The sequence below is a fragment of the Methylobacterium sp. R2-1 genome, from assembly GCF_014191355.1.
GTDB lineage: Bacteria > Pseudomonadota > Alphaproteobacteria > Rhizobiales > Beijerinckiaceae > Methylobacterium.
In genome coordinates, this window is the sequence record NZ_JACHWM010000006.1 from 12,756 (window position 1) to 32,580 (window position 19,825).

The 19,825-nt window shown below is 68.8% G+C and carries 15 protein-coding genes; 3 read left to right on the plus strand and 12 right to left on the minus strand.

Annotated features, from left to right (window positions below; all coding sequences use genetic code 11):
* Window positions 1-105: 105 nt before the first annotated feature.
* From FHU13_RS10050 to FHU13_RS10065, 4 genes are all read right to left on the minus strand, one after another.
* A complete protein-coding gene (locus FHU13_RS10050; RefSeq protein ID WP_183435721.1) occupies window positions 106-4,167 on the minus strand; it encodes a Pls/PosA family non-ribosomal peptide synthetase in 4,062 nt (1,353 codons plus the stop codon).
* A 256-nt stretch (window positions 4,168-4,423) separates the two neighbouring features.
* Window positions 4,424-5,350 (minus strand): NAD(+)/NADH kinase, encoded by a 927-nt coding sequence (locus FHU13_RS10055; RefSeq protein WP_183435722.1) that lies wholly within the window; start codon window positions 5,348-5,350, stop codon window positions 4,424-4,426.
* 11 nt (window positions 5,351-5,361) lie between these two features.
* Window positions 5,362-6,342 carry an SPFH domain-containing protein gene (locus FHU13_RS10060; protein ID WP_183435723.1) on the minus strand — a complete coding sequence of 327 codons (981 nt, stop codon included), beginning with the start codon at window positions 6,340-6,342 and terminating at the stop codon, window positions 5,362-5,364.
* A 1-nt stretch (window position 6,343) separates the two neighbouring features.
* Window positions 6,344-7,111 (minus strand): NUDIX hydrolase, encoded by a 768-nt coding sequence (locus FHU13_RS10065; RefSeq protein WP_183435724.1) that lies wholly within the window; start codon window positions 7,109-7,111, stop codon window positions 6,344-6,346.
* Between the two features lie 232 nt (window positions 7,112-7,343).
* On the opposite strand from FHU13_RS10065, the gene FHU13_RS10070 reads away from it, so the two are divergent.
* Window positions 7,344-7,955, plus strand: a complete 612-nt coding sequence (locus FHU13_RS10070; RefSeq protein ID WP_183435725.1) for a PepSY domain-containing protein — start codon at window positions 7,344-7,346, stop codon at window positions 7,953-7,955.
* 303 nt (window positions 7,956-8,258) lie between these two features.
* On the opposite strand, the gene FHU13_RS10075 is transcribed toward FHU13_RS10070, so the two are convergent.
* From FHU13_RS10075 to FHU13_RS10100, 6 genes are all read right to left on the minus strand, one after another.
* The gene (locus FHU13_RS10075) at window positions 8,259-8,525 is read right to left on the minus strand and encodes a hypothetical protein (protein WP_183435726.1); all 267 of its coding nucleotides are present in this window, start codon (window positions 8,523-8,525) and stop codon (window positions 8,259-8,261) included.
* A 1,123-nt stretch (window positions 8,526-9,648) separates the two neighbouring features.
* Complete coding sequence (locus FHU13_RS10080) at window positions 9,649-9,879, minus strand: DUF6894 family protein (RefSeq protein ID WP_183435727.1); 231 nt, start codon at window positions 9,877-9,879, stop codon at window positions 9,649-9,651.
* Window positions 9,880-10,082: 203 nt separating this feature from the next.
* Window positions 10,083-10,811: an amino acid ABC transporter ATP-binding protein gene (locus tag FHU13_RS10085; protein ID WP_183435951.1), complete on the minus strand. Its 729-nt coding sequence runs from the start codon at window positions 10,809-10,811 to the stop codon at window positions 10,083-10,085.
* Between the two features lie 95 nt (window positions 10,812-10,906).
* Complete coding sequence (locus tag FHU13_RS10090; RefSeq protein WP_183435728.1) at window positions 10,907-11,599, minus strand: amino acid ABC transporter permease; 693 nt, start codon at window positions 11,597-11,599, stop codon at window positions 10,907-10,909.
* A complete protein-coding gene (locus FHU13_RS10095; protein WP_183435729.1) occupies window positions 11,599-12,321 on the minus strand; it encodes an amino acid ABC transporter permease in 723 nt (240 codons plus the stop codon). The genes FHU13_RS10090 and FHU13_RS10095 overlap by 1 nt, the downstream gene beginning before the upstream one ends.
* Window positions 12,322-12,382: 61 nt before the next feature.
* Window positions 12,383-13,291: an amino acid ABC transporter substrate-binding protein gene (locus FHU13_RS10100; protein WP_183435730.1), complete on the minus strand. Its 909-nt coding sequence runs from the start codon at window positions 13,289-13,291 to the stop codon at window positions 12,383-12,385.
* A gap of 451 nt (window positions 13,292-13,742) precedes the next feature.
* Between FHU13_RS10100 and FHU13_RS10105 the strand changes: the two genes are divergently transcribed.
* Together FHU13_RS10105 and FHU13_RS10110 are read left to right on the plus strand one after the other, a co-directional pair.
* Window positions 13,743-15,257 (plus strand): alginate export family protein, encoded by a 1,515-nt coding sequence (locus FHU13_RS10105; protein ID WP_183435731.1) that lies wholly within the window; start codon window positions 13,743-13,745, stop codon window positions 15,255-15,257.
* A 179-nt stretch (window positions 15,258-15,436) separates the two neighbouring features.
* Window positions 15,437-17,146: an aspartate ammonia-lyase gene (locus tag FHU13_RS10110; RefSeq protein ID WP_183435732.1), complete on the plus strand. Its 1,710-nt coding sequence runs from the start codon at window positions 15,437-15,439 to the stop codon at window positions 17,144-17,146.
* A gap of 26 nt (window positions 17,147-17,172) precedes the next feature.
* Here the strand turns inward: FHU13_RS10110 and FHU13_RS10115 are convergent, their stop codons facing one another.
* Both FHU13_RS10115 and FHU13_RS10120 read right to left on the minus strand, forming a co-directional pair.
* Window positions 17,173-18,234, minus strand: coding sequence for an SDR family oxidoreductase (locus tag FHU13_RS10115; RefSeq protein WP_183435733.1), 1,062 nt, complete (start codon window positions 18,232-18,234; stop codon window positions 17,173-17,175).
* 144 nt (window positions 18,235-18,378) lie between these two features.
* Entirely contained in the window at window positions 18,379-19,770 is a 1,392-nt protein-coding gene (locus FHU13_RS10120; protein WP_183435952.1) for a GntP family permease, read from the minus strand.
* Between the last annotated feature and the right edge of the window lie 55 nt (window positions 19,771-19,825).

A 19,825-nucleotide genomic window follows, 5' to 3' on the forward strand; every position in this document is an offset into this window, starting at 1 on the left:
TCCCTGAAGCGGGAGAGGGTGGGTCTCGCGTCAGCGGGGGTCGGGTGAGGGGAGCGCATTTCCGGAAGAACCTGAGCCGGCTCCTCTCCCGCAGAGGGGCGAGGGTTATCCCGCCCCATGCACCACCGGCACGGCGGGCGCCCCCTCCCATTCCGAGTGCGCCGGAATCGACTCGCCCTTCATCACGATGGTGAGCGGGCGCAGCCGCGCGTAATCGCCAACCCTCGTGTCGTAGAGGACGGTCGAGAAGGCTCCGACCGAGACGCCGCGCCCGACCATGACGCGGCCGACCTTCATGATGCGGTCCTCGTAGAGGTGGGTCTGGAGCGCGGCCGAGCGGTTGATCGCCGCGAAGTCGCCGATCTCCACGCAGTCGAACTCGGTGATGTCGGTCATCAGGAGGCAGGCGCCCTTCCCCACCTTCACACCGAAGAGCCGCAGCACCCAGGGCAGGAACGGCGTGCCCATCAGGTGCTCCAGCAGCACCTTGCCGGCCAAGCCCCAGTAGGCGACGGCGATGGCCTCGGTCCGCATCGCCCACCACGACCACATCGGCCGCATGCCGGGGCGGTAGACGCCCATCAGCAGCCATTTGAGGGCGATGACGCTGCTCGTCTGGATCAGAGCGATGACGACGCTCGCCGCGACGAAGGCCACCGCCAAGCCGACCCAGTCACCTTCGAGGATCTCGGGGTAGAACACCCAATCGATCGCGCAGATGGCGAGCGAGATGTAGAGCATCGGCGAGAACGAGGTGGCGAAGGCCTCGAACAGGCCGCGCCGGAGCTTGGCCCGGACGCTCGGCTCGAAGGTCTGTGCGCTTGATCCGAGATCGACCTTCTGCCGCACGGGCAGGCGGATCGGCGGCGAGCCGAACCACGTCTCGCCCGGACCCATCGCGGCATTGGCCGGAGGCTTCGACTTAATGCCGATCAGCACGTCGTCGGGCAGCCGCGTGCCCGGCGGCAACACGCCGTCATTGCCGACGAAGACGCGGGCGCCGGTTTCGACCGGATGGAGGTGCATCCAGCCGCGGCGGATCTCTTCTTCACCGACCACCACCTCGTCGGCGATGAAGTTGTTGGCGCCGACCGAGACGAGGTCGTGGCGCGAGCCGAGATTGGTCGAGATCTCGGCGCCCCGGCCCATCCGCGCGCCCATCAGACGGTACCACGCCCGCATGTAGACGGTGGCGAAGAGCGAGGAGAGCGTCTCCAGGGTCACCTCGGAGGCGAGCGCCACCAGCCACTTGCGCAAGTAGAAGCCCGACCAGATCGAGTAGGTGCCGCCTGTCACCCGCGGCAGCACCACCCAGCGGATGGCCGCGATGAGCAGCACCGTGCCCGCCGTCATCAGCATGGCCGTGGGCCAGGTCAGCAGCGGCAGGTAGAGGTGGTAGTCGAGATCGGTGACCTCCGAGAGATTGTCCGAGATCTGGTCGAAGATGTAGAAGGCCGGAAAGATCGGCAGCAGCCCGACCGCCGGCACCGCCGCGAGCAGGAAGGCGTAGACCGCGCCGAAGGCCGCCCGGCGGGCGGGCGAGGCCGTGGCGGGTTCGGGCAAGGCGGAAAAGTCGACCGTGCCGACCCGGCGTCCCGGCGAGCCGTCCCAGGCCTCGGCCGGGCCGATCTCGGTGCCGGCGGGCACGGTGGTGAGGTCGGCGACCTCGGCATGATCCCCGATCACCGTGCCGGGGCCGATGACGCAGGAGGTGCCGATGGCGACGTCCTCGCCGATCTCGACCCGGCCGATGACGAGTTCGTTGCCGACGACCTCGGCATTGGCGATGACGAGGCGCCCGCCGAGCGACGCGCCGCGGCCGATGGTGAGGAGGTCGGCGGCCCCGACATCGAGGTCGGAGATCAGCACGTCCTCGCCGATCCGCGCGCCGAGCAGACGCAGATAGGTGACGATGACGGGCGAGCCCTGAAGCCACTTGATGTGCACCAGCGGCGTCAGGCGTTGCGCCAGCCACCAGCGGTAATAGTAGACGCCCCAGAGCGGATAGCGGCCTGCCTTAGTCCGCCCGAGGATCAGCCACTTGGCGGCGATCGCGATCGTCGCGGTCACGGCGTTGATGCCGATATAGACGAGCAAGAGGACGCCGAGTTCGCCCCAGAAGCCGAGCCCGCCGCCGGTGAGCAGCAGGTAGGTGACGAAGATGCCGAGCCACTGCGCGGTGGCGAGCGCGATCACGAACGGGAGTGCAACGGCCTGCGCCAGCCCACACAAGGCCCGGCGCAGGAGCGAGGGCGGGGCGAAGCTCAGGTCCCGCACGGCCGTCTGCGCGCCGGCCCCGCCGGTTCGCTCGATCAGACTCGCGGCCATCGCCCGCAGCGTGCGGCCGGCATAGACGTCCTGCAGGGTGATGCCGGCGAGGGCCGGGGTCTCGCGCACCGCGCCGACGAAGCGGGCGGCGAGCAGCGAGTGGCCGCCGAGTTCGGAGAAGAAGTCGGCCTCGAGCCCGATCGGCCCGTCGCCGAACACCTTCTTGGCGGCAGCCAGCAAGGCGGCCTCGGTCTCGTTGTCGGGGGCCTCTTGCTCGCCCTCCGCCACCGCGACCGTGAGCGGGGCGATCCGCAACGCCTTGCGGTCGACCTTGCCGGAGGTCAGGCGGGGCAGGGTCTCCACCGTCTCGAAATGGCCGGGCACCATGTAAGGCGGCATCTGCGCCGCCAGACTCTTTCGGAGCGCCGCGCGGTCGAGATCGGCGTCGCGCTCTGGGACAAGGAAGGCGACGAGGCGATCGACCTCGTTGTCCCGGCGCAGCACCACCGCCGCTTGATTGACGCCCCCTTCTCCCCGGATACGGGCCTCGATCTCGCCGAGCTCCACGCGAAAGCCGCGGATCTTGACCTGATCGTCGATGCGGCCGTGGAAGACGATGTCGCCCTCCGGCGTCATCGAGACCGCGTCGCCCGAGCGGTAGAGCACCGGGTCGGTCCCGTCGGACGGGTAGGGGTTGGCGACGAATTTTTCGGCCGTCAATTCGGGCCGCTTGAGGTAGCCCGCGGCGACGCCGGGACCGCCGATGAGCAGTTCGCCTTGCTCGCCGGGCTTCAGGAGAGTCAGCGCCTCGTCGGCGACGTAGACCGAATAATTCGGGATCGGACCGCCGATGGTGACGGGCTGGCCCGGTCGCATCTCGGCGGCGGTCGCCACCACGGTGGCCTCGGTCGGACCGTAGGTGTTGAACAGGCGCCGCTGATCGGTCGCCCAGCGCGCCACCAGCGGCTCGGGCAGAGCCTCGCCGCCCAGAAGCACGAGGCGGACGCTGGGCAGGTCGCCGGGGATCATGGCGAGCAGGGTCGGCACCGTGTCGAGCACGGTGACGCCCGCTCCCGCGATGATCGCGGGCAGGGACTCGACATCTCCCATCATGGCCGGGCTCGCCACGAACAGGCAGGCGCCGACGAGATAGGGGACCCAGATCTCCTCCATCGAGAGATCGAAGGCGACGGAGGCGCCCTGGAACACCACATCGTCGGCGCGCATGCCGTAGACGGCGTTGCCCGAGCGCAGGAAGTGGCAGATGTTGGCGTGGCTGATGACGATGCCCTTCGGCACGCCGGTCGAGCCCGACGTGTAGATCAGGTAGGCCGGGTGCTCGGGCGTGAGGCCGGCGGCGGCGAGATCGGGCGCACAGGCCCCCTGCCCCGCCGTCAGCACCTCTTGCGTCGTCAGCGCGGGCGTGCCCTCCGGCGCCTGGAGCCGCAGGGCCTCCGAGACGAGGAGCGCCTTGGCCTCCGCGTCGCCCAGGCAGACCGCGACCCGGTCGGCGGGCGCCTCGGCATCGAAGGGGAGCCAGGCGGCGCCCGACTTGGTGATGCCGATCTGCGCGATCAGCAGTTCGGTGCCGCGGGCCATCCACAATCCCACCACATCCCCCGGGCCGATGCCGCGGGCGAGAAGCCCGGCGGCGATGGCGTCGGAGCGGGCATCGACCTGTCCGTAGGTCAGGACCGGACGGCGCCCGCCCGACGCGGGCGCGGCGGCGTCGATCAGGCAGGGGGCGTCGGCGCGCTCCGCCGCGCTCGCCCGGAACAGGTCGGCCAGGGTCTCCCGACGGATCAGGTCGGGGCGCGCCAGCCCCCGCAGGACGGCGCGGCCGACGAGGCTCCCGCCCGGCCCCTCGTCGGGCCGCGCCACCTCGGCGAGACCGCTCATCCGATGCTCTGCTGCCGATTCCACGTGCTGTCCATTCCCGGATCGGTCGAACCTCGCGCCGACGCTCACGGCGCGCGATCACCCGCCCCATGATCGGCACCCTTGGCGGTTTTACGACAGGATCGCGCCATACAAATGATTGTGGTCCGGCAATCCGCCCGGACGTCCCGCACGCGTTCCATATACGGGATGGACGGCCAGGAAACCGGTGCTCCTGAACACCCCGCCGCCGCGGCATCCGTCATGACCGCGTAGCTCACCCGGTCACGAGGTGAAGAGTCCGGTCGGCCGGCGCGATCCGCACCCGCCGCCCCCAGCCGAACCCCAAAAAATCCTGCTCGATGCCGTCGGCGAAGACGACGCCGCCCTCGTTCATCCGCGAGGTGACGAGGAGAGGCGCGTCGGTCAGCTTGCCGGCCCGCAGCCGCGTGGCGGTGGCGACGCTCGGGAACGGCTCGCGCACCCAGTAGCCCACCGCCCGCTCATCGGGCGCGAGGCGGAAGGACAGACCGGTCGCCTCGGCGATCGAGCGGGCCCAGCCGCTGGCCCCGGTGCCGGAGGCGACGATGAGGCCGCTGGAGGAATGCTCCTCCGCCTCGATCGCCTCCCCTTGCGTCCGAGGTGATGCCGGCGCGGGCATCTCGATCCGGTAGCGGGCCGATTGATGGCTGCGATGGCCGACAAAGATCTCGTTGAGGGCAAACAGGCGCTCGGTCCCGTCGATCACCGCCTCGACCATGGTGCGCTGCTCGATCGCGGCCGCCCCGGCGGCACTCGCCGGCAGCAGCCGGGGGAGCCGCTCGACAGGGTTGCGCGCCAGCACGCCGTCGTAGAGGTCGGGCGCCGGATTTACCCCGATCACCGGCTGCGCGCCCAGATACTTCGCGACGTTGGCGATCAGACCATCCTGCCCGACGGCGACGACCACGTCGTCTTGCCCGAACAGGAAGCGGTCGAGGTCGGCCCGCCGCACCAGGGTCTGGCGCCACTCGCCCGGCACCGCGGCCCGCGCCTGGGCCAGCACCGCGTGGAAGCGCTCGTGGCGTGCCTCGATTGCGGCGAGCCCCTGGCCGCGGCTCTCCAGGAAGAAGCGGGCCTGTCCCCGCGTGGCGTGCCGGGCAATCAGCAGCTCGTAATCGGTCTCGCGGGTGACGAAGACCGCCCGAGGGGTGAGCGCGGCCATGGGATCCTCCCTCAGCGGGCCGGAAGGCCGCTCGGTCGGCGGACCTCGCCGAGCAGGGTGGCGAGCAGGTCCGGCGTGACGTTGACGTGCTCGATCGTGTCGAGCTTGCCCGCCAGCGCCTGGGCGGCGAGCCCGAGCAGGGTGCCCGGCGCCACGTCGCGGTAGATCGCGACCCGCGCCCGCTCGGCCTCGGCCCGCGCCCCCTCGACCATGCGGATGCGCTCGGCCTCCGCGCCGGCCTCGATGGCTTCCGCCTCGGCCCGCCCCTGCGCCCGGTTGCGGGCGTTCTGCGCCTCCTCCGCGATCAGCAGGCTCTCGCGCCGGGCCAGCTCGGTCCTGGTGGCGAGTTCGTTCTCGGCGATCGCCCGCTCCTTCTCCACCGCCAGCGCCCGGCGGGCGAAGGTGGCCTCGTCCGCCTTCTGCTGCAGCGCCTCGTAGGTCGGCGTCTGCAGGGCACGTTCCAACTCGCTTGACGGGGCGAGGTTGGTGAGCCGCACCGAGACCACCGCCACGCCGATCTCGGCGAGCGAGGGCTCGGCGCCGAGGGTCGCCTGTAACTGCCCGCGCAGGGCTTCCGGCCCGGCATCGAGCAGCGCACGCACCGGCGCCTGTCCCAAAAACTGCAGCACGGTCTGGTTGGCCAGCCCGGCGATGCGCGCCTCGATCCGCTCGATCGGCTCACCCTGAGGACGGCCGGTGCGCAGGTCGACGGAAAAGTCGACGCGGGCGGCGAGCCGCTCGGGATCGGCGACGTGCCAGCCGATGCTGCCCTGCACTGCGACCGCCTGGAAATCCGCGCTGCGGCCGCGGACGAACAGCGTCATCTCGCGGTCATCCATCGGCAGTTCGCTGATGCTCGCGGTCTCCGGGCGGAACCAGAAGACGAGGCCGCGCCCGCTCTGGCGCGGGCGGCCGTTGCGGTAGCGGATCACGTAGTGGCTGGCCTCGCTCCGAAGCTGGGAGAGAACGCCGAAGCGGCGGATCGTGGCCATGTCATTCTCCTTGCGAAAGGGTTGGCGAGGGGGGGTGCGAGGGATTTGGACGGAAGCGGTACAGTTCGGCGGGACGGTAGGACGTCCCCGTCTCGAACCGGCCGGTGGGTTCGAGCCAGCCGCGGTCGAGCATGCGGCGGCGGAAGGCGGGCTTGTTGAGGCGCGTGCCGAGGATCGCCTCGTGCACGTCCTGGAGCTGGCGCAGGGTGAAGAGCTCCGGCAACAGACTGAAGCCGACCGCCGAAGTGTCGAGCTTGCCCCGGAGCCGCCGCAGGGCGAGGGCGACGATCTCGGCATGGTCGAAGGCGAGCGGCAGCGCCGCGCCGTCGATCGCGTGGACCGTCACCGGCCCCTCACCCGCCGACGACGCCGCAATCGTGCCGGGATGCAGGGCCGGGGCACGCGCCAGCGCCTCGGCGAAGGCAGCCTCGGTCAGGAGCGCGAGATAGGCGACCGTGATGATGCGCATGCGCGGATCGCGCTCCACGGCGCCGAAGGTGTAGAGCTGTTCCAGATGCGCCCGCGCCCCGCCCGCCTTCTCGTGCAGGACCCGCGCGGCGGCCGCATCGAGCGCCTCGTCGATCCCGACGAAGCCGCCGGGCAGCGCGTGGCGCCCCGCATGCGGGTGGCGGTCGCGTTGCAGCAGCAGGATGGTGGGGCGGCCGCCGGGGAGCCCCAGCAGCATCAGATCGACGGCCACCGCGGGCCGGGCGTAATCGGCGGGATCATAGCGCGCCAGGAAGGCGGCCTCGGATTCGGTTCGGCTCACGGAAGCCCTCTCGAACAAGCATATATCCGCTATGCGTATTAGTTATTATCATGCTGGATATATGTCAATGCGGACGAGGGAGGCGAGGGGCTTCGTTCCGGCTCCGTCGGGCTCCGAAGCGCGCTCCGACGGCGCGCACCCGCACGCTTCGAACGTCATGACGCGCCGCAACCAAGCGGCGGTCCGGACCGTTCAGAGGACCGCAACCAACCCCGAAAACGGGAAACCCGCCATGAAGACGAACGTCCTGCGCCTCACCGCGGCCACTGGCCTCCTCGCCCTGATGACGGGCATCAGTGCGGCCCAGAATCCCGACCTGACCAAGAACCCGGAAAACACCGGTCGGGCGACCAGCGCAACGGAGGCCACCAAGTCCAACAGCGATCTCAAGGAGTGGCAGGTCGCCAAGTCGGCCAAGGTCGGCCTCGCCCAGGCCATCGCCACGGCCGAGGGGAAGGGCGAGGAGAAGGGTGGCCGGGCCATCGACGCCGATTTCGAGAAGGCCGACAGCAAGAACCCGGCGCGCTACGCGATCAAGGTCGTGTACCCGAGCGGCAAGCTCGTCGAGCACGGCGTCAACGCCGACACGGGCGAGCTCTACAAGAGCGAGAATCAGCCGATCGAGCGCTACTTCACCCGCCTGAAGGCGAGCGACTTCCAGAACGCCAAGGTCTCCCTGAAGGACGCGATCGCGCTGGCCGAGCAGAAAGCCCCCGGCAGCAAGGCCTACGAGGCCGAAGTCGAGCGCGAGGGCAACGCGGTCGAGTACGAGATCAAGCTGGCGCTCACCGACCGCGAGCAGGAGGTCAAGGTCGGCCCGGACGGCACGGTGAAGAACGACTGATCCGGCTCAAGCCCCCTCTTCCCGAGGAGAGGGATCGAGCGGATGCCGCGAAGGATCGTGCGGGAACCGTCCGGAACCCGGATGATCCTTCGCTGACGCACCCCTCAGAGATGGGCGGCGGAGCAACAATCTTCGCTGACAGCGGCCCCGTCGGAGCCTCGGCATCGACGAATGCCGGATCGTATCGGACTCTCGCTTGATCCCGAGAAGTGGCGACCGGCTTGCCTGAAAGGCGATGCGAGATCGAAAACCGAGCGAAGCGCCCTGGATCAGATGTCCGGGGCGCCGCGCCCTGGCCCCACGCTAACGGGCGTCGTGGCCCTTACCCTTGGCGCCGGGGGACGAACCAGAGCCGGCATCGTTCGGACCCGTGCTGTTGGCCGTACCGGATCGGCTCTTGTCACCGGAGGTCGGGCCGCTGCCGGCCGCCCCGGGCGAGGCTCCGGAACCGGCATCGTTCGGCCCCGTGCTGTCGGCGGTGCCGGAGCGGCTGGTGCCCGAACCTTCGGCAGCGAAGGCGGCGGGCGTGAACAGGAGGGTGCTCGCGAGAGCGAGGGTCAGGGCCTTCATGGCGTGTCTCCCTGTTGCTGGCATGATGGGCCCTCGGGAAACCGACGCTCCGGGATGCTGTTCCGTCCCGGCCCTCTTCACCCTGCCTCATCGGCACTCCGCCCCGTTAGACAGCGCGTCCGGTGCGGTGGCGGCGTTCGGTGGCCCCGTCCTTCGACGAGGCCGGCGCGCCTTCGACGACCGGCTGACACCGCCAACCCGCCGCCCTCGGAGGCGCCGGATCATTTCGGCCGGCTCAGCATGAAGGGGGTGCGGGCCGGCGCCTTGCCGGGTTGGACCACCCTGACAGTGGCCGCATTCTCCTCGTCTCGCGGTTCCGACGCTCTGGGAAACCGTCCCGATCGGACAGGACACCCGGTCCCCGGCGGCGCAACGATCGGGATCGTGCGTCACCCTGCCTTTTCAAGCGGGCGGCCTCACGCGCCTTCCGAGCCTGGGCAGATCGAGAGCACTTGCCCCGCCGCGCGTCAGGACCCGAGCCGTTAGACTTGCAGCACCGCGCGACAAGGCTCTGCTCGGAAGCGGGCATGTCTTGCGAAAGATTCGGTACGCGTCCTTGATCTTCTGCCACGAGCGCATCCCCGCGCTGCGATGGGCCTAGAGACGCCATCGTCAAGCCTTTCGCGGGCGAACGCACGATAATTTGATCAATAGAACCAGCCAGATCTGGCGGCCATCAACGCTTCATTATTGAGAAAATGTTCTTTCGAGCACATCTACACCCTACGCTGCCACATTGAATAGTTTTGTCCGTTGCATTAGCCTCAAAGGACCCACGAATACGTTCCGGTCAGGGAAGGGCGATGCCGACGAACGACGCTGATGCCATCGCTGAGGTTGCCGCCTTGTGTGCGGCCGCCCGCGCGAAGCTTCCGGCATCGGGCTTCCGTCGGCTCCGCGTCCTGCTCGACATGCTCCTGATCGACCTCGGCCACGCGGCTCCGCCCGCTGACGAGCCTGTACCGGATCTCCGGCCGGATGCGACGGCTTCCACGGACCACCCTTGATCCCCCGACCGCCCTGGCAGACGGGGCCGCGATCGCGGCCGCGTCGTCAGGTCGGCCGTCATGTCGAGGAAGGAGGCCGTCTCCATACGGTGCTCTGCGCGACCGCCCCAGCGATCTCAGCCGTCATCGATCTGGCAGACGAGGCGGATCGTCATGACGCCGTCGCCGTCGCTGTTGCGGACCGTCAGAACCAGCGTGCAATCCTGGCTGTCCTCGGCCTCCGCAGCCATCAGGGTCGTCATCACCCGCAGGGCCTCGCGGCGCAGGGCGAGCGGGTCGCGGATCTCGCGACCCACCTCGTCCTTCAGATCCGTGCCGTCGTTGATGTCGAAATAGTAACGCGGCATCCAAGAAAAGCAGTGTAAAAAAAAACCGTCCCGTCTTGATCAAGCTCGGAACCGCCCCACGGGACGGTGTGTTCCGAACTCGACTCGGACAGAGCCCCCACGTCGTCGCAACGTTAAGAAAACAGGGCTGGTTTCAGCGGCACAAGCGGCCAACATACAGCCGGAACGTGCCTTCGGGGAGGGCCAGGGGCCACAAATCCGCGTTAATGAGCGAGGATCTTCGACAAGAATTGCTGAGCCCGCTCGCTGCGGGGCCGATCGAAGAAGGTGTCCTTCGGGACATCCTCGACGATCTCGCCGCGATCCATGAACACCACCCGGTCGGCCACCTTGCGGGCGAACCCCATCTCGTGGGTCACGACCATCATGGTCATGCCGTCGCGGGCCAGTTCCACCATCACATCCAGCACCTCGCCGACCATCTCGGGGTCGAGCGCCGAGGTCGGCTCGTCGAACAGCATCACCACCGGGTCCATGGCGAGCGCTCGGGCGATCGCCACCCGCTGCTGCTGCCCGCCCGAGAGCTGGCCCGGATGTTTTTGCGCGTGAGCCGAGAGGCCGACGCGGGCCAGCAGGTCGAGCCCGCGCCGGACCGCCGCCTCCCGCGAACGCCCGAGCACCTTGCGCGGAGCGAGCGTGAGGTTGTCGATGACGCTGAGATGCGGGAACAGCTCGAAATGCTGGAACACCATGCCGACCCGCGCCCGCAGCCGCGGCAGGTTGGTGGCCCTGTCCCGCACCCGCGTGCCATCGACGGTGATCTGCCCCTCCTGGAACGGCTCCAGGGCGTTGACGCATTTCAGCAGCGTCGACTTGCCCGAACCGGAGGGGCCGCAGACCACCACCACCTCGCCGCGCGTCACCGCGGTGGAGCAGCCGGACAGGACGCGGACCTCGCCGTACCACTTCGACACCGCCTCGATGGCGATCATCGGGCCACCCGCGGCGGCCGGTTGCGGGGCTGAGGTCCCAGGGTCTGAAGTCATGGGAGCTGAGGTCATGGGCCCATCCTCATCGCGCTTCCCCCTCACCGGACGATCGCCGTGCGGGCCTGGAGCCGGCGCACCAGCAGCGAGGCCGCGAAGCAGACGGCGAAGTAGACGAGTGCGGCGAACAGGTACATCTCCACGAGCCGCCCGTCGCGCTGCGCGACCTTGGAGGCGGCGCCGAGGAAATCGGTCAGCGAGAGCACGTAGACGAGCGAGGTGTCCTGGAACAGCACGATCGTCTGGGTCAGCAGCAGCGGCAGCATGTTGCGGAAGGCCTGCGGCAGCACCACGAGCCGCATCGTCTGTGCGTAGCTCATGCCGAGCGCCCGGGCCGCCGCGCTCTGCCCCTTCGGGATCGACTGGATGCCCGCCCGAACGATCTCGGAGAAGTAGGCCGCCTCGAACAGGGTGAAGGTGACGAGCGCGCTGGCAAACGCCCCGACCTGGATCGGCGTCGCCGAGCCGATCGCCCAGGCGCCGAGATAGGGCACGAGGAAGTAGAACCAGAATATCACCAGCACGAGCGGCAGGGCCCGCATCAGCTCGACATAGAACTTGGCCGCGTGCGTCAGGCCCGGCACGCCCGAGAGCCGCAGCAGCGCCAGCCCGGTGCCGAGCACGATGCCGCCGCTCGCCGCGAGCGCGGTCAGCGTCAGCGTGAACACCATGCCCTCGGCAAACAGGTAGGGCAGCGCGTCGACGATGACGGAGAGGTCGAAATGCCCGAACATCAGCGCCCTCCCGGCACGGCCACGCGCCGCTCCAGCAGGGTCGCGCCCGCGATCACCACGAGGTTGAGGGCGACGTAGAGCAGGGTCGCCGCGGTGAAGGCCTCGAACACGTGGAACGAGAATTCCTGCATCGAGCGGGCCCGCGCCGTGAGCTCCAGGAGGCCGATGGTGAGCGCCACCGAAGTGTTCTTGAGGTTGTTGAGGAATTCCGAGGTGAGCGGCGGCAGGAGGATCCGGTAGGCGTTGGGCAGAAGCACGGCGCGGTAGGTCTGCCCCCAGGTGAGGCCGAGCGCGAGGCCCGCCTGCGCCTGTCCCCGCGGCAGGGCGCGGATGCCCGCCCGCACCTGCTCGGCCACCCGCGCGGCGGTGAAGAAGCCCAGGCACAAAACCGCGGTGTAGAACGGCGCGTCCGGCATCTGCTTGATGGCCGAGCCCAGGCGCGCGGGCAGGAGTTCCGGCAGCACGAAGTACCACAGGAACATCTGCACCAGCAGCGGGACGTTGCGGAACCCCTCGACATAGGCGGCGCCGACCGCGTTGGCGGTGCGCGAGGGCAGCGTGCGCATCACGCCGACCACCGAGCCGAGGGTGAAGGCGATCACCCAGGAGCACAGGGCCGTGAGCACCGTCCAGGCCAACCCCGAGAGCAGCATGTCGGCATAGGTGCCGGCGCCCTCGGGGGACGGCTCCAGGAAGATGCCCCAGTTCCAGGTGTAGTTCATCGGACGCAAGTCATTGGGGGCCAGTCATCGGAGGTCGGTCACCGCATGCGGTCCGGGGCGGTCAGTAGGCCGCCGGGTCCGGGCTGTCGCTGGGACTGCCGCAGGCCTTCCGCATCGCCTCGCTCATCGGGAGCTTCAGGTTGATGCCCCGCGGCGGGATCGGTTGAGTGAACCACTTGTCGTAGAGCGCCCTGCCCTCAGGGCTCTTGTAGAGGGCGGCGGTCGCCGCATCGATCACGGCCTTGAAGGCCGCGTCGTCCTTGCGCAGCATGATGCCGTAGGGCTCCGGCCGCGACTGGGCCTCCGACGAGATCGTGTAGGCCTCGGGCGTCTTCGATCCGGCGACGAGGGCGGCGAGCAGCACGTCGTCCATCACGAAGGCATCGGCACGCCCGGTCTCGACCATCAGGAAGGCCTCGGCATGGTCCTTGGCCGGCAGGATCCGCATCCCGAGACCCCGGGCCGCGTTGATCTCGTTGATCTGGCGGATGTTGGTCGTGCCCGAGGTCGAGACCACGGTGCGGCCCTTGAGGTCGTCGGTCTTGTCGAGCCCCTTTTCGCGCTTGGCGACGAAGCGCGTCGCGGTGAGGAAGTGGGTGTTGGTGAAGGCCGCCTGCCGCTGCCGATCGGCGTTGTTGGTGGTCGAGCCGCATTCGAGGTCGATCGTCCCGTTGGCGATCAGGGGGATGCGGGTCGCGGAGGTGACGGGATTGAGCCGCACATCCAGTTTGTCGAGTCCGAGATGCGCTTTGACCGCGTCGGCGACCTTCAGGCAGATCTCAAAGGCGTAGCCCACCGGCTTCTGGCTACCGTCGAGATAGGAGAAAGGCACCGAGGCGTCGCGGTAGCCGATGGTGAGGGCGCCGGCTTCCTTTACCTTCTTCAGCGTCCCGGTGAGATCCTGCGCCGAGGCCGGTGCGGAAGCCGCAACGGTGAGAGCGACGAGCAGGAGCGCGTCCGTGAGGCGCATCGGCGACCCTTCCGATCTTTGGAGCCGCCCGGCGGGCGGCAGAGGCGGTCATAGTGGGCCCGGTGGCCGCACTTGTCATCCGTCGAGACCGACAGAAGGCACAGCCTCGCACGGAGCGGTTGCGCGGCGGGCGCCGCTCCGTCGGTCCCGGGCATATCACGGTTTTAATCCCGTAAGAGGCGGCAATACTGGACATTTCATGGTGACGTTGCTTCGGAGGGACAAGGCTCCAGCGAGCGGAGTTGACGCACACACTAGTCATAAATGACTGATTTGAATGATATTTATGGGCTGATTACCGCGTGGAAAACCGGCTCTCACCGGACGCGCGGCCTCGCGGCTCACCAAGAAAATGCGCGAGTAAACGCAAGGCTTCTTGCGCTGTTATACGTGATTGGGTGATTTTTAGCTTCGTTCGAAGAGATTTTCCATAAAATCAGGAGGCAACGCCGTGAAGCGGTCGGCTCTGTACGCGTCTTTGCTTTCCGGCATTTTCATCGTCCCTCTCGCGGGACCCGTCCATGCTGAGGGAGCGCCCGTGCTCCCGGTCCTGACGGAGCCAGAAACCGCCGCGGCGCAGGCCGCGAAGGCGCGTGAGGGGCAGGCCGGCCCGTACTTCGCGGCCGCGCCGGCCCAACCGCCGAACGTCCTCTACAGGGCGCTCGGCGAGCCCGAGAACTGGCGCATCAGCGGCTCGTTCCGGCCGCGGGTGGAGGGTATCGCCAACCAGTTCCGCCCGGTGCCGACCTTCCCCGCCAACGACATCCTGAACTCGTATCTCACCACGCTGCACGTGGAGTACGGCATCAAGGGGCCGGTGCGGCTCGGCGTCGAACTGTTCGACAGCCGCGGCTATTTCCAGCAGCGCAACTCCTCCGCCTTCACCACGGAGATCAACGCCCTCGAACCGGGCCAGGCCTATCTCAACATCGATACGGGCGATGTCGGCGGCGAGGGCTCGAAGAGCAGCCTGACGATGGGCCGCTTCACCAAGAACATCGGCTCGCGCCGTCTCGTCTCGCGCCAGCAGTTCCGCAACACCATTAACGCCTATACCGGCCTCAGCTTCGACTGGCAGGGCGCGGACAAGGATAAGTTCACCGCCCTGTGGGTGATGCCGCACACCCGGCTGCCCGACGACGTCAACGGCATCCTCGACAACGGCATCGCGTTCGACCGCGAGAGCCTCGACCTGCAACTGTTCGGCGCCTCCTACACCTTCGCCGGGATCTTCGGCGGCTCGTTCGAGCTCTACGGCTACGGTCTCTACGAGCAGGATTCGGGCACCGGCCTGCGCTCGGTCCAGACCCGCGACCGGCGCCTGTTCACCCCCGGCATGCGGCTCGCGCGCCCGCCGCGGGTCGGCGCGTTCGACTACGATTTCGAGGCGATCTACCAGACCGGGCTTGCCCGCGAGACCGCCGCGGCCACCGACCTGCGCGACCTCACGGTCTCGGCCTACTTCGTCCATGCCGAGGTCGGCTACACCCTCGATCACGCGTGGAAGCCGAGGCTGTCGCTGCACTACGACCATGCCAGCGGTGACCGGGCCAACGACGGCAAGTTCAGCCGCTTCGACACCCTGTTCGGCGCCCGGCGCTTCGAGTATGGCCCGACCGGCCTCTACGGCCCGGTGCAGCGCGCCAACCTGATCTCGCCGGCGATCCGCGCCGAGATCACCCCGAGCAAGGTGTGGGACGCCTTCATCGCCTACCGGCCGCTCTGGCTGGAGAGCGCCACCGACACCTTCGCCGCGACCCTGATCCGCGACCGAACCGGCCGCTCCGGCACCTTTGCCGGCCACCAGATCGAGGGCCGCCTGCGCTATTGGATCATCCCCAACGAGATGATCCTCGATACGGGCCTGGCCTATCTCGCCAAGGGCGACTTCCTGCGCAAGGCCCCGAACGCCCCCGATACCGGCGATACGTTCTACGGATACCTCAACACGACGCTGTTCTTCTGAACCCTCCCGCCGGCCCTGCGTCGTCCATGCGAATGCTGACGGCGTGGCGCTCCTGACACGTCAACCAGACCACGAACCGTTGACAGTCCGGCACGCGAGGATCTGAACACCGACACGACGGTCACCGGCCGCTGGAACCGAAGATTCGGCCGCTCATCCGACGCATCGGGGAGACTTCCGTGGCGAAGACGGGATCCGACACCAAGGCCAGGCGCTCCGCCAAGGATCGAGCCGGCGGCAAGGATGCGGCCAAGAGGGTCAAGGACACGAACGGCACGGGGAAGAAGGCGGCCAAAGGCGCAGCCAAGACCACCGCCAAGACCACTGCCAAGGCCGCAGCCATCGCGGCAGCCGAGAGAGCCGCCCGCCCGGAGACGCCCGGGACGGCGGCGAGCGCCGCCGTCGAGAATCCGCCCCAGGAGGAGGATCTCGCCGTCGCCACCGTGCGCAAGGTGGCGATGGAGGCGGAAAAGACCCGCTCGGAGCACGACCTGCTCGGGGACGGCGAGGTGCCGGCGGACGCCCTGTGGGGCATCCACACCAAGCGGGCGGTGGCGAATTTTCCGATCACCGGCGTACCGGTGGGCCATTACCCGGAACTGGTGCGGGCGCTGGCTCTGGTGAAGCAGGCCGCCGCGCGGGCCAACCACCGGCTCGGCTACCTGCCCAAGGGGAAGGCGGCCGTGATCGACGAGGCCTGCACCCTCGTCGCGAACGACCCCGTTTACGCCGAATCCTTCGTCGTCGACGCGATCCAGGGTGGGGCCGGCACCTCGACCAACATGAACGCCAACGAGGTCATCGCCAATGTCGGCTTAAGGCTGATGGGCAGGGCGCCCGGCGACTACGCCGCGCTGCACCCCAACGACGACGTCAACATGGCCCAATCGACCAACGACGCCTATCCGACGGCGCTGCGGCTCGCGGTGATCTTCGCCACGCAACCGCTGGTGAAGGCGCTCGACGACCTCGCCTACGCCTTCAAGAGCAAGGCGGTGGAGTTCGCCGACGTGCTCAAGATGGGCCGCACCCAGCTCCAGGACGCGGTGCCGATGACGCTCGGCCAGGAATTCGACGGCTTCCACGCCACCATCAAGGAGGATGTGGCCCGGCTCACCGAGATCGTCGGCCTGTTCCGCGAGGTGAATCTCGGCGCCACCGCGATCGGCACCGGCCTCAACGCCGACCCGCGCTACGCCGCGCTTGCCGTGGAGGAACTGTCGCGGCTCGCCGGCCAGCCGATGGTGCTCGCCTCCAACCTGATCGAGGCGACCTCGGATCTCGGCGCCTTCGTGCTGTTCTCCGGCACCCTCAAGCGCGTCGCCGTCAAGCTCTCGAAGATCTGCAACGACCTGCGCCTGCTCTCCTCGGGCCCCCGCACCGGCTTCGGCGAGATCCGGCTGCCCGCGGTGCAGGCGGGCTCCTCGATCATGCCGGGCAAGGTCAACCCGGTGATCCCGGAGGTGGTCAACCAAGTGGCCTACATGGTGATCGGCCACGACCTCACGGTGACGCTCTGCGCCGAGGGCGGCCAGCTCCAGCTCAATGCCTTCGAGCCCACCCTCGGCTACTGCGTGCTGAGTTCCTTGCGGATGCTGACCGCGGCCATCGACACCCTGACCAAGCGCTGCGTCGAGGGCATCGAGGCGGATCGCGAGCGCTGCCGCAGCCTCGTCCAGGGCTCGATCGGCCTCGTCACGGCGCTGGCGCCGACGCTCGGCTACGAGACCAGCTCCCGCATCGCCCGCCGCGCGCTCAAGGAGAATCGCGCGGTAGCGGATCTGGTGCTCGAGGAGGGCCTGCTGACGGAGGCCCAGCTCAACAGTCTGCTCGAACTGGAGGCCATGACCCATCCGACCCGGCGGCAGAAGGCCGGAACGGTGGGGTGAATCTCTGGAGGTGAGGCCCATGACGGTCACGGGATGACCCGGTCCGCCCGCAGGCGCGTGAACAGGTCGAAGAACGCATCGTCCGAGGGCTGGTAGTCGAGGAAGCCGAGACGCCGGCTCTTGCTCATGTCGGTGACGACCTCGATCGGGCGGCCGAGGTCGGCATCGGTGTGCCATGCGGAGGCGAGGCGGTTCAGGTCGGGCTCGATCAGCCCGTGGCGCTCGGCCAACTCGGCCCAGAGCGGGGCGGCGCCCGCCAGTTGGTGTTCGAGCGGGTTGACCGCGCCGTCGAAGGGTGCCGGCTCGACCCCGAACCATTGGGCGAGCCGCCCCCACATCCATTGCCAGCGGAAGACGTCGCCGTTGACGACGTTGAAGGCCTCGTTGTGCGCCGCCTCCGTCAGCGCCGCCCATTCGAGGTGGCGGGCGAGCAGCCGCGCGTCGGTCACGTCGGTGAGCCCGTTCCACTGCGCCGCCGAGCCGGGGAAGCGGAAGGGACGCCCGGTCTCGCGGCAGAGGGTGGCGTAGACGGCGAGCGTCACGCCCATGTTCATGGCGTTGCCGAGCGCGTAGCCGATGATCGTGTGGGGCCGGTGCACGCTCCAGGTGAAGTTTTGGCGCGCGGATGCCTCGAACACCGCATCCTCCTGCGCGTAATAGAAGTTTTCGACCGGGAGGCGCGGCAGGTCTTCGCGAAACGGCGTCGGCGGCAGGCTGCCCTTCCCGTAGGCCTCGAACGGCCCGAGATAGTGCTTGAGCCCCGTCACCAGCGCGACGTGGCGGACGCTTGCCGTAGGGCGTAGCGCTTCGAGGAGGTTTGCGACCATCGCCGCGTTGACGCGGATGTTCTCCGCCTCCGTCGCCTGGCGCAGCCAGGTCGCGAGGAAGACGTGGCTCGGCGCGCGGCCCGCCAATGCCCGGGCCAGCGCCGCCGGGTCGAGCAGGTCGGCGGCGACCGGCGTGACCCCGGCGATGTCCGGCGGGCGGCGGGCCAGCCCCTCGACGCGCCAGCCCCGCGCCACGAGGTGCCGCGCGAGGTTGTTGCCGACGATGCCGCCGACGCCCGCGATCAGTGCTGTTTTCGCCATGCCAGTCCCCGGTCCCGCTGCTCCGGGCCGCCCGACGAGCGAGGCCGGGGCCGCCCCTTCCGCTGGCAATCCGGCGGCTGCATGCCTTTGTTCCGAGACCTCGGGTGGGCACGCTCCCTTCTGAAAACCGCCCGTCGGGCAGCGTCAGACCAAACCGGTCAGGTAATAGACCCCGATCACGACGAACACGGCCACGGTCTTGATGATCGTGATGGCGAAGATGTCGCCGTAGGACTGACGGTGGGTGAGCCCGGTGACGGCCAGAAGCGTGATCACCGCGCCGTTATGGGGCAGGGTGTCCATGCCGCCGCTCGCCATGGAGGCGACCCGATGCATCACCTCCAGCGGGATGCCCGCCGCCTGCGCCGCCTCGACGAAGCGGCCTGACAGGGCGCCGAGCGCGATCGAGAGGCCGCCCGAGGCCGAGCCGGTGACGCCGGCCAGCACGTTGACCGTCACCGCCTCGTTGATCAGCGGGTTCGGGATCGCCGAGAGCGCGTCCGAGATCACCTTGAAGCCGGGGAGCGCGGCGATGACCGCGCCGAAGCCGTACTCGGTGGCGGTGTTCATGCCGGCGAGCAGCGAGCCCGCGACCGCCGCCTTCGAGCCCTCGGAAAACCGTTCGGCGAGGTTGCGGTAGCCGAGGATCACCGTGGCGAGGACGCCGAGGAGCAGCGCGCCCTGCACCGCCCAGATCGCCGCCACGGTCTTGACCTGTACGGTGACGGGGTTAGCCGCCATCTCCGGCGTCAGCGCCGCGCTCGCCTGCTCGCCGTAAGAGGCCGTAATCCAGGCCAGAAGCAGCTTGTTGCCGATCCCGACGATGAGGAGCGGCAGGATCGCCACCGCCGGATGGATGACCACCTTGTCCTCGACCGCCTGCGGCTCGTTGGTGTGGCCCTCGCCGTAGCCCTCCTCCCCGGCCCGGCGACGGCGCCATTCGAGGTAGGCGACGCCGACGGCGAACACGAAGAGCGCGCCGATCACCCCGAGCCACGGGGCGGCATAAGCGTCCGTCTTGAAGAAGGAGGCCGGGATGATGTTCTGGATCTGCGGAGTACCGGGCAGGGTGTCCATGGTGAAGGTGAAGGCGCCGAGCGCGATCGTCCCCGGGATCAGGCGCTTCGGAATATTCGAGCGGCGAAAAAGCTCGGCGGCGAAGGGGTAGACCGCGAACACCGCCACGAACAGCGAGACGCCGCCATAGGTGAGGATCGCGCCCACCAGCACGATGGCGACGATCGCCCTGCCCTCGCCCAGAAGCCCCGTCACGGCACCGACGATGGAGCGGGCAAACCCCGAGATCTCGATGAGCTTGCCGAACACGGCGCCGAGCAGGAAGACGGGAAAGTACAGCTTCAGGAAGCCGACGAGCTTCTCCATGAACAGCCCGGAGAAGAGGGTCGGCACGGCCGACGGGTCGGTGAGCAGCACCGCGCCCATGGCGGCGACGGGGGCGAACAGGATCACCGAGAAGCCGCGATAGGCGATCCCCATCAGGAAGAAGAGCGCCGCGAGGCAGATCAGGAAGCTCAAGGCAGGTGCCCTCCCCTGCATCGCCTCTCCCGCGATGCGCGGTGATCAATCTGTC

Coding starts and splice junctions, on each gene's coding strand:
- FHU13_RS10100 (WP_183435730.1), bottom strand. CDS start 13,291: ATGCGCCTCACGGACGCGCTCCTGCTCGTCGCTCTCACCGTTGCGGCT.
- FHU13_RS10085 (WP_183435951.1), bottom strand. CDS start 10,811: ATGATCGCCATCGAGGCGGTGTCGAAGTGGTACGGCGAGGTCCGCGTC.
- FHU13_RS10115 (WP_183435733.1), bottom strand. CDS start 18,234: ATGGCGAAAACAGCACTGATCGCGGGCGTCGGCGGCATCGTCGGCAAC.
- FHU13_RS10060 (WP_183435723.1), bottom strand. CDS start 6,342: ATGGCCACGATCCGCCGCTTCGGCGTTCTCTCCCAGCTTCGGAGCGAG.
- FHU13_RS10090 (WP_183435728.1), bottom strand. CDS start 11,599: ATGTTCGGGCATTTCGACCTCTCCGTCATCGTCGACGCGCTGCCCTAC.
- FHU13_RS10075 (WP_183435726.1), bottom strand. CDS start 8,525: ATGAAGGCCCTGACCCTCGCTCTCGCGAGCACCCTCCTGTTCACGCCC.
- FHU13_RS10055 (WP_183435722.1), bottom strand. CDS start 5,350: ATGGCCGCGCTCACCCCTCGGGCGGTCTTCGTCACCCGCGAGACCGAT.
- FHU13_RS10050 (WP_183435721.1), bottom strand. CDS start 4,167: ATGAGCGGTCTCGCCGAGGTGGCGCGGCCCGACGAGGGGCCGGGCGGG.
- FHU13_RS10070 (WP_183435725.1), top strand. CDS start 7,344: ATGAAGACGAACGTCCTGCGCCTCACCGCGGCCACTGGCCTCCTCGCC.
- FHU13_RS10080 (WP_183435727.1), bottom strand. CDS start 9,879: ATGCCGCGTTACTATTTCGACATCAACGACGGCACGGATCTGAAGGAC.
- FHU13_RS10095 (WP_183435729.1), bottom strand. CDS start 12,321: ATGAACTACACCTGGAACTGGGGCATCTTCCTGGAGCCGTCCCCCGAG.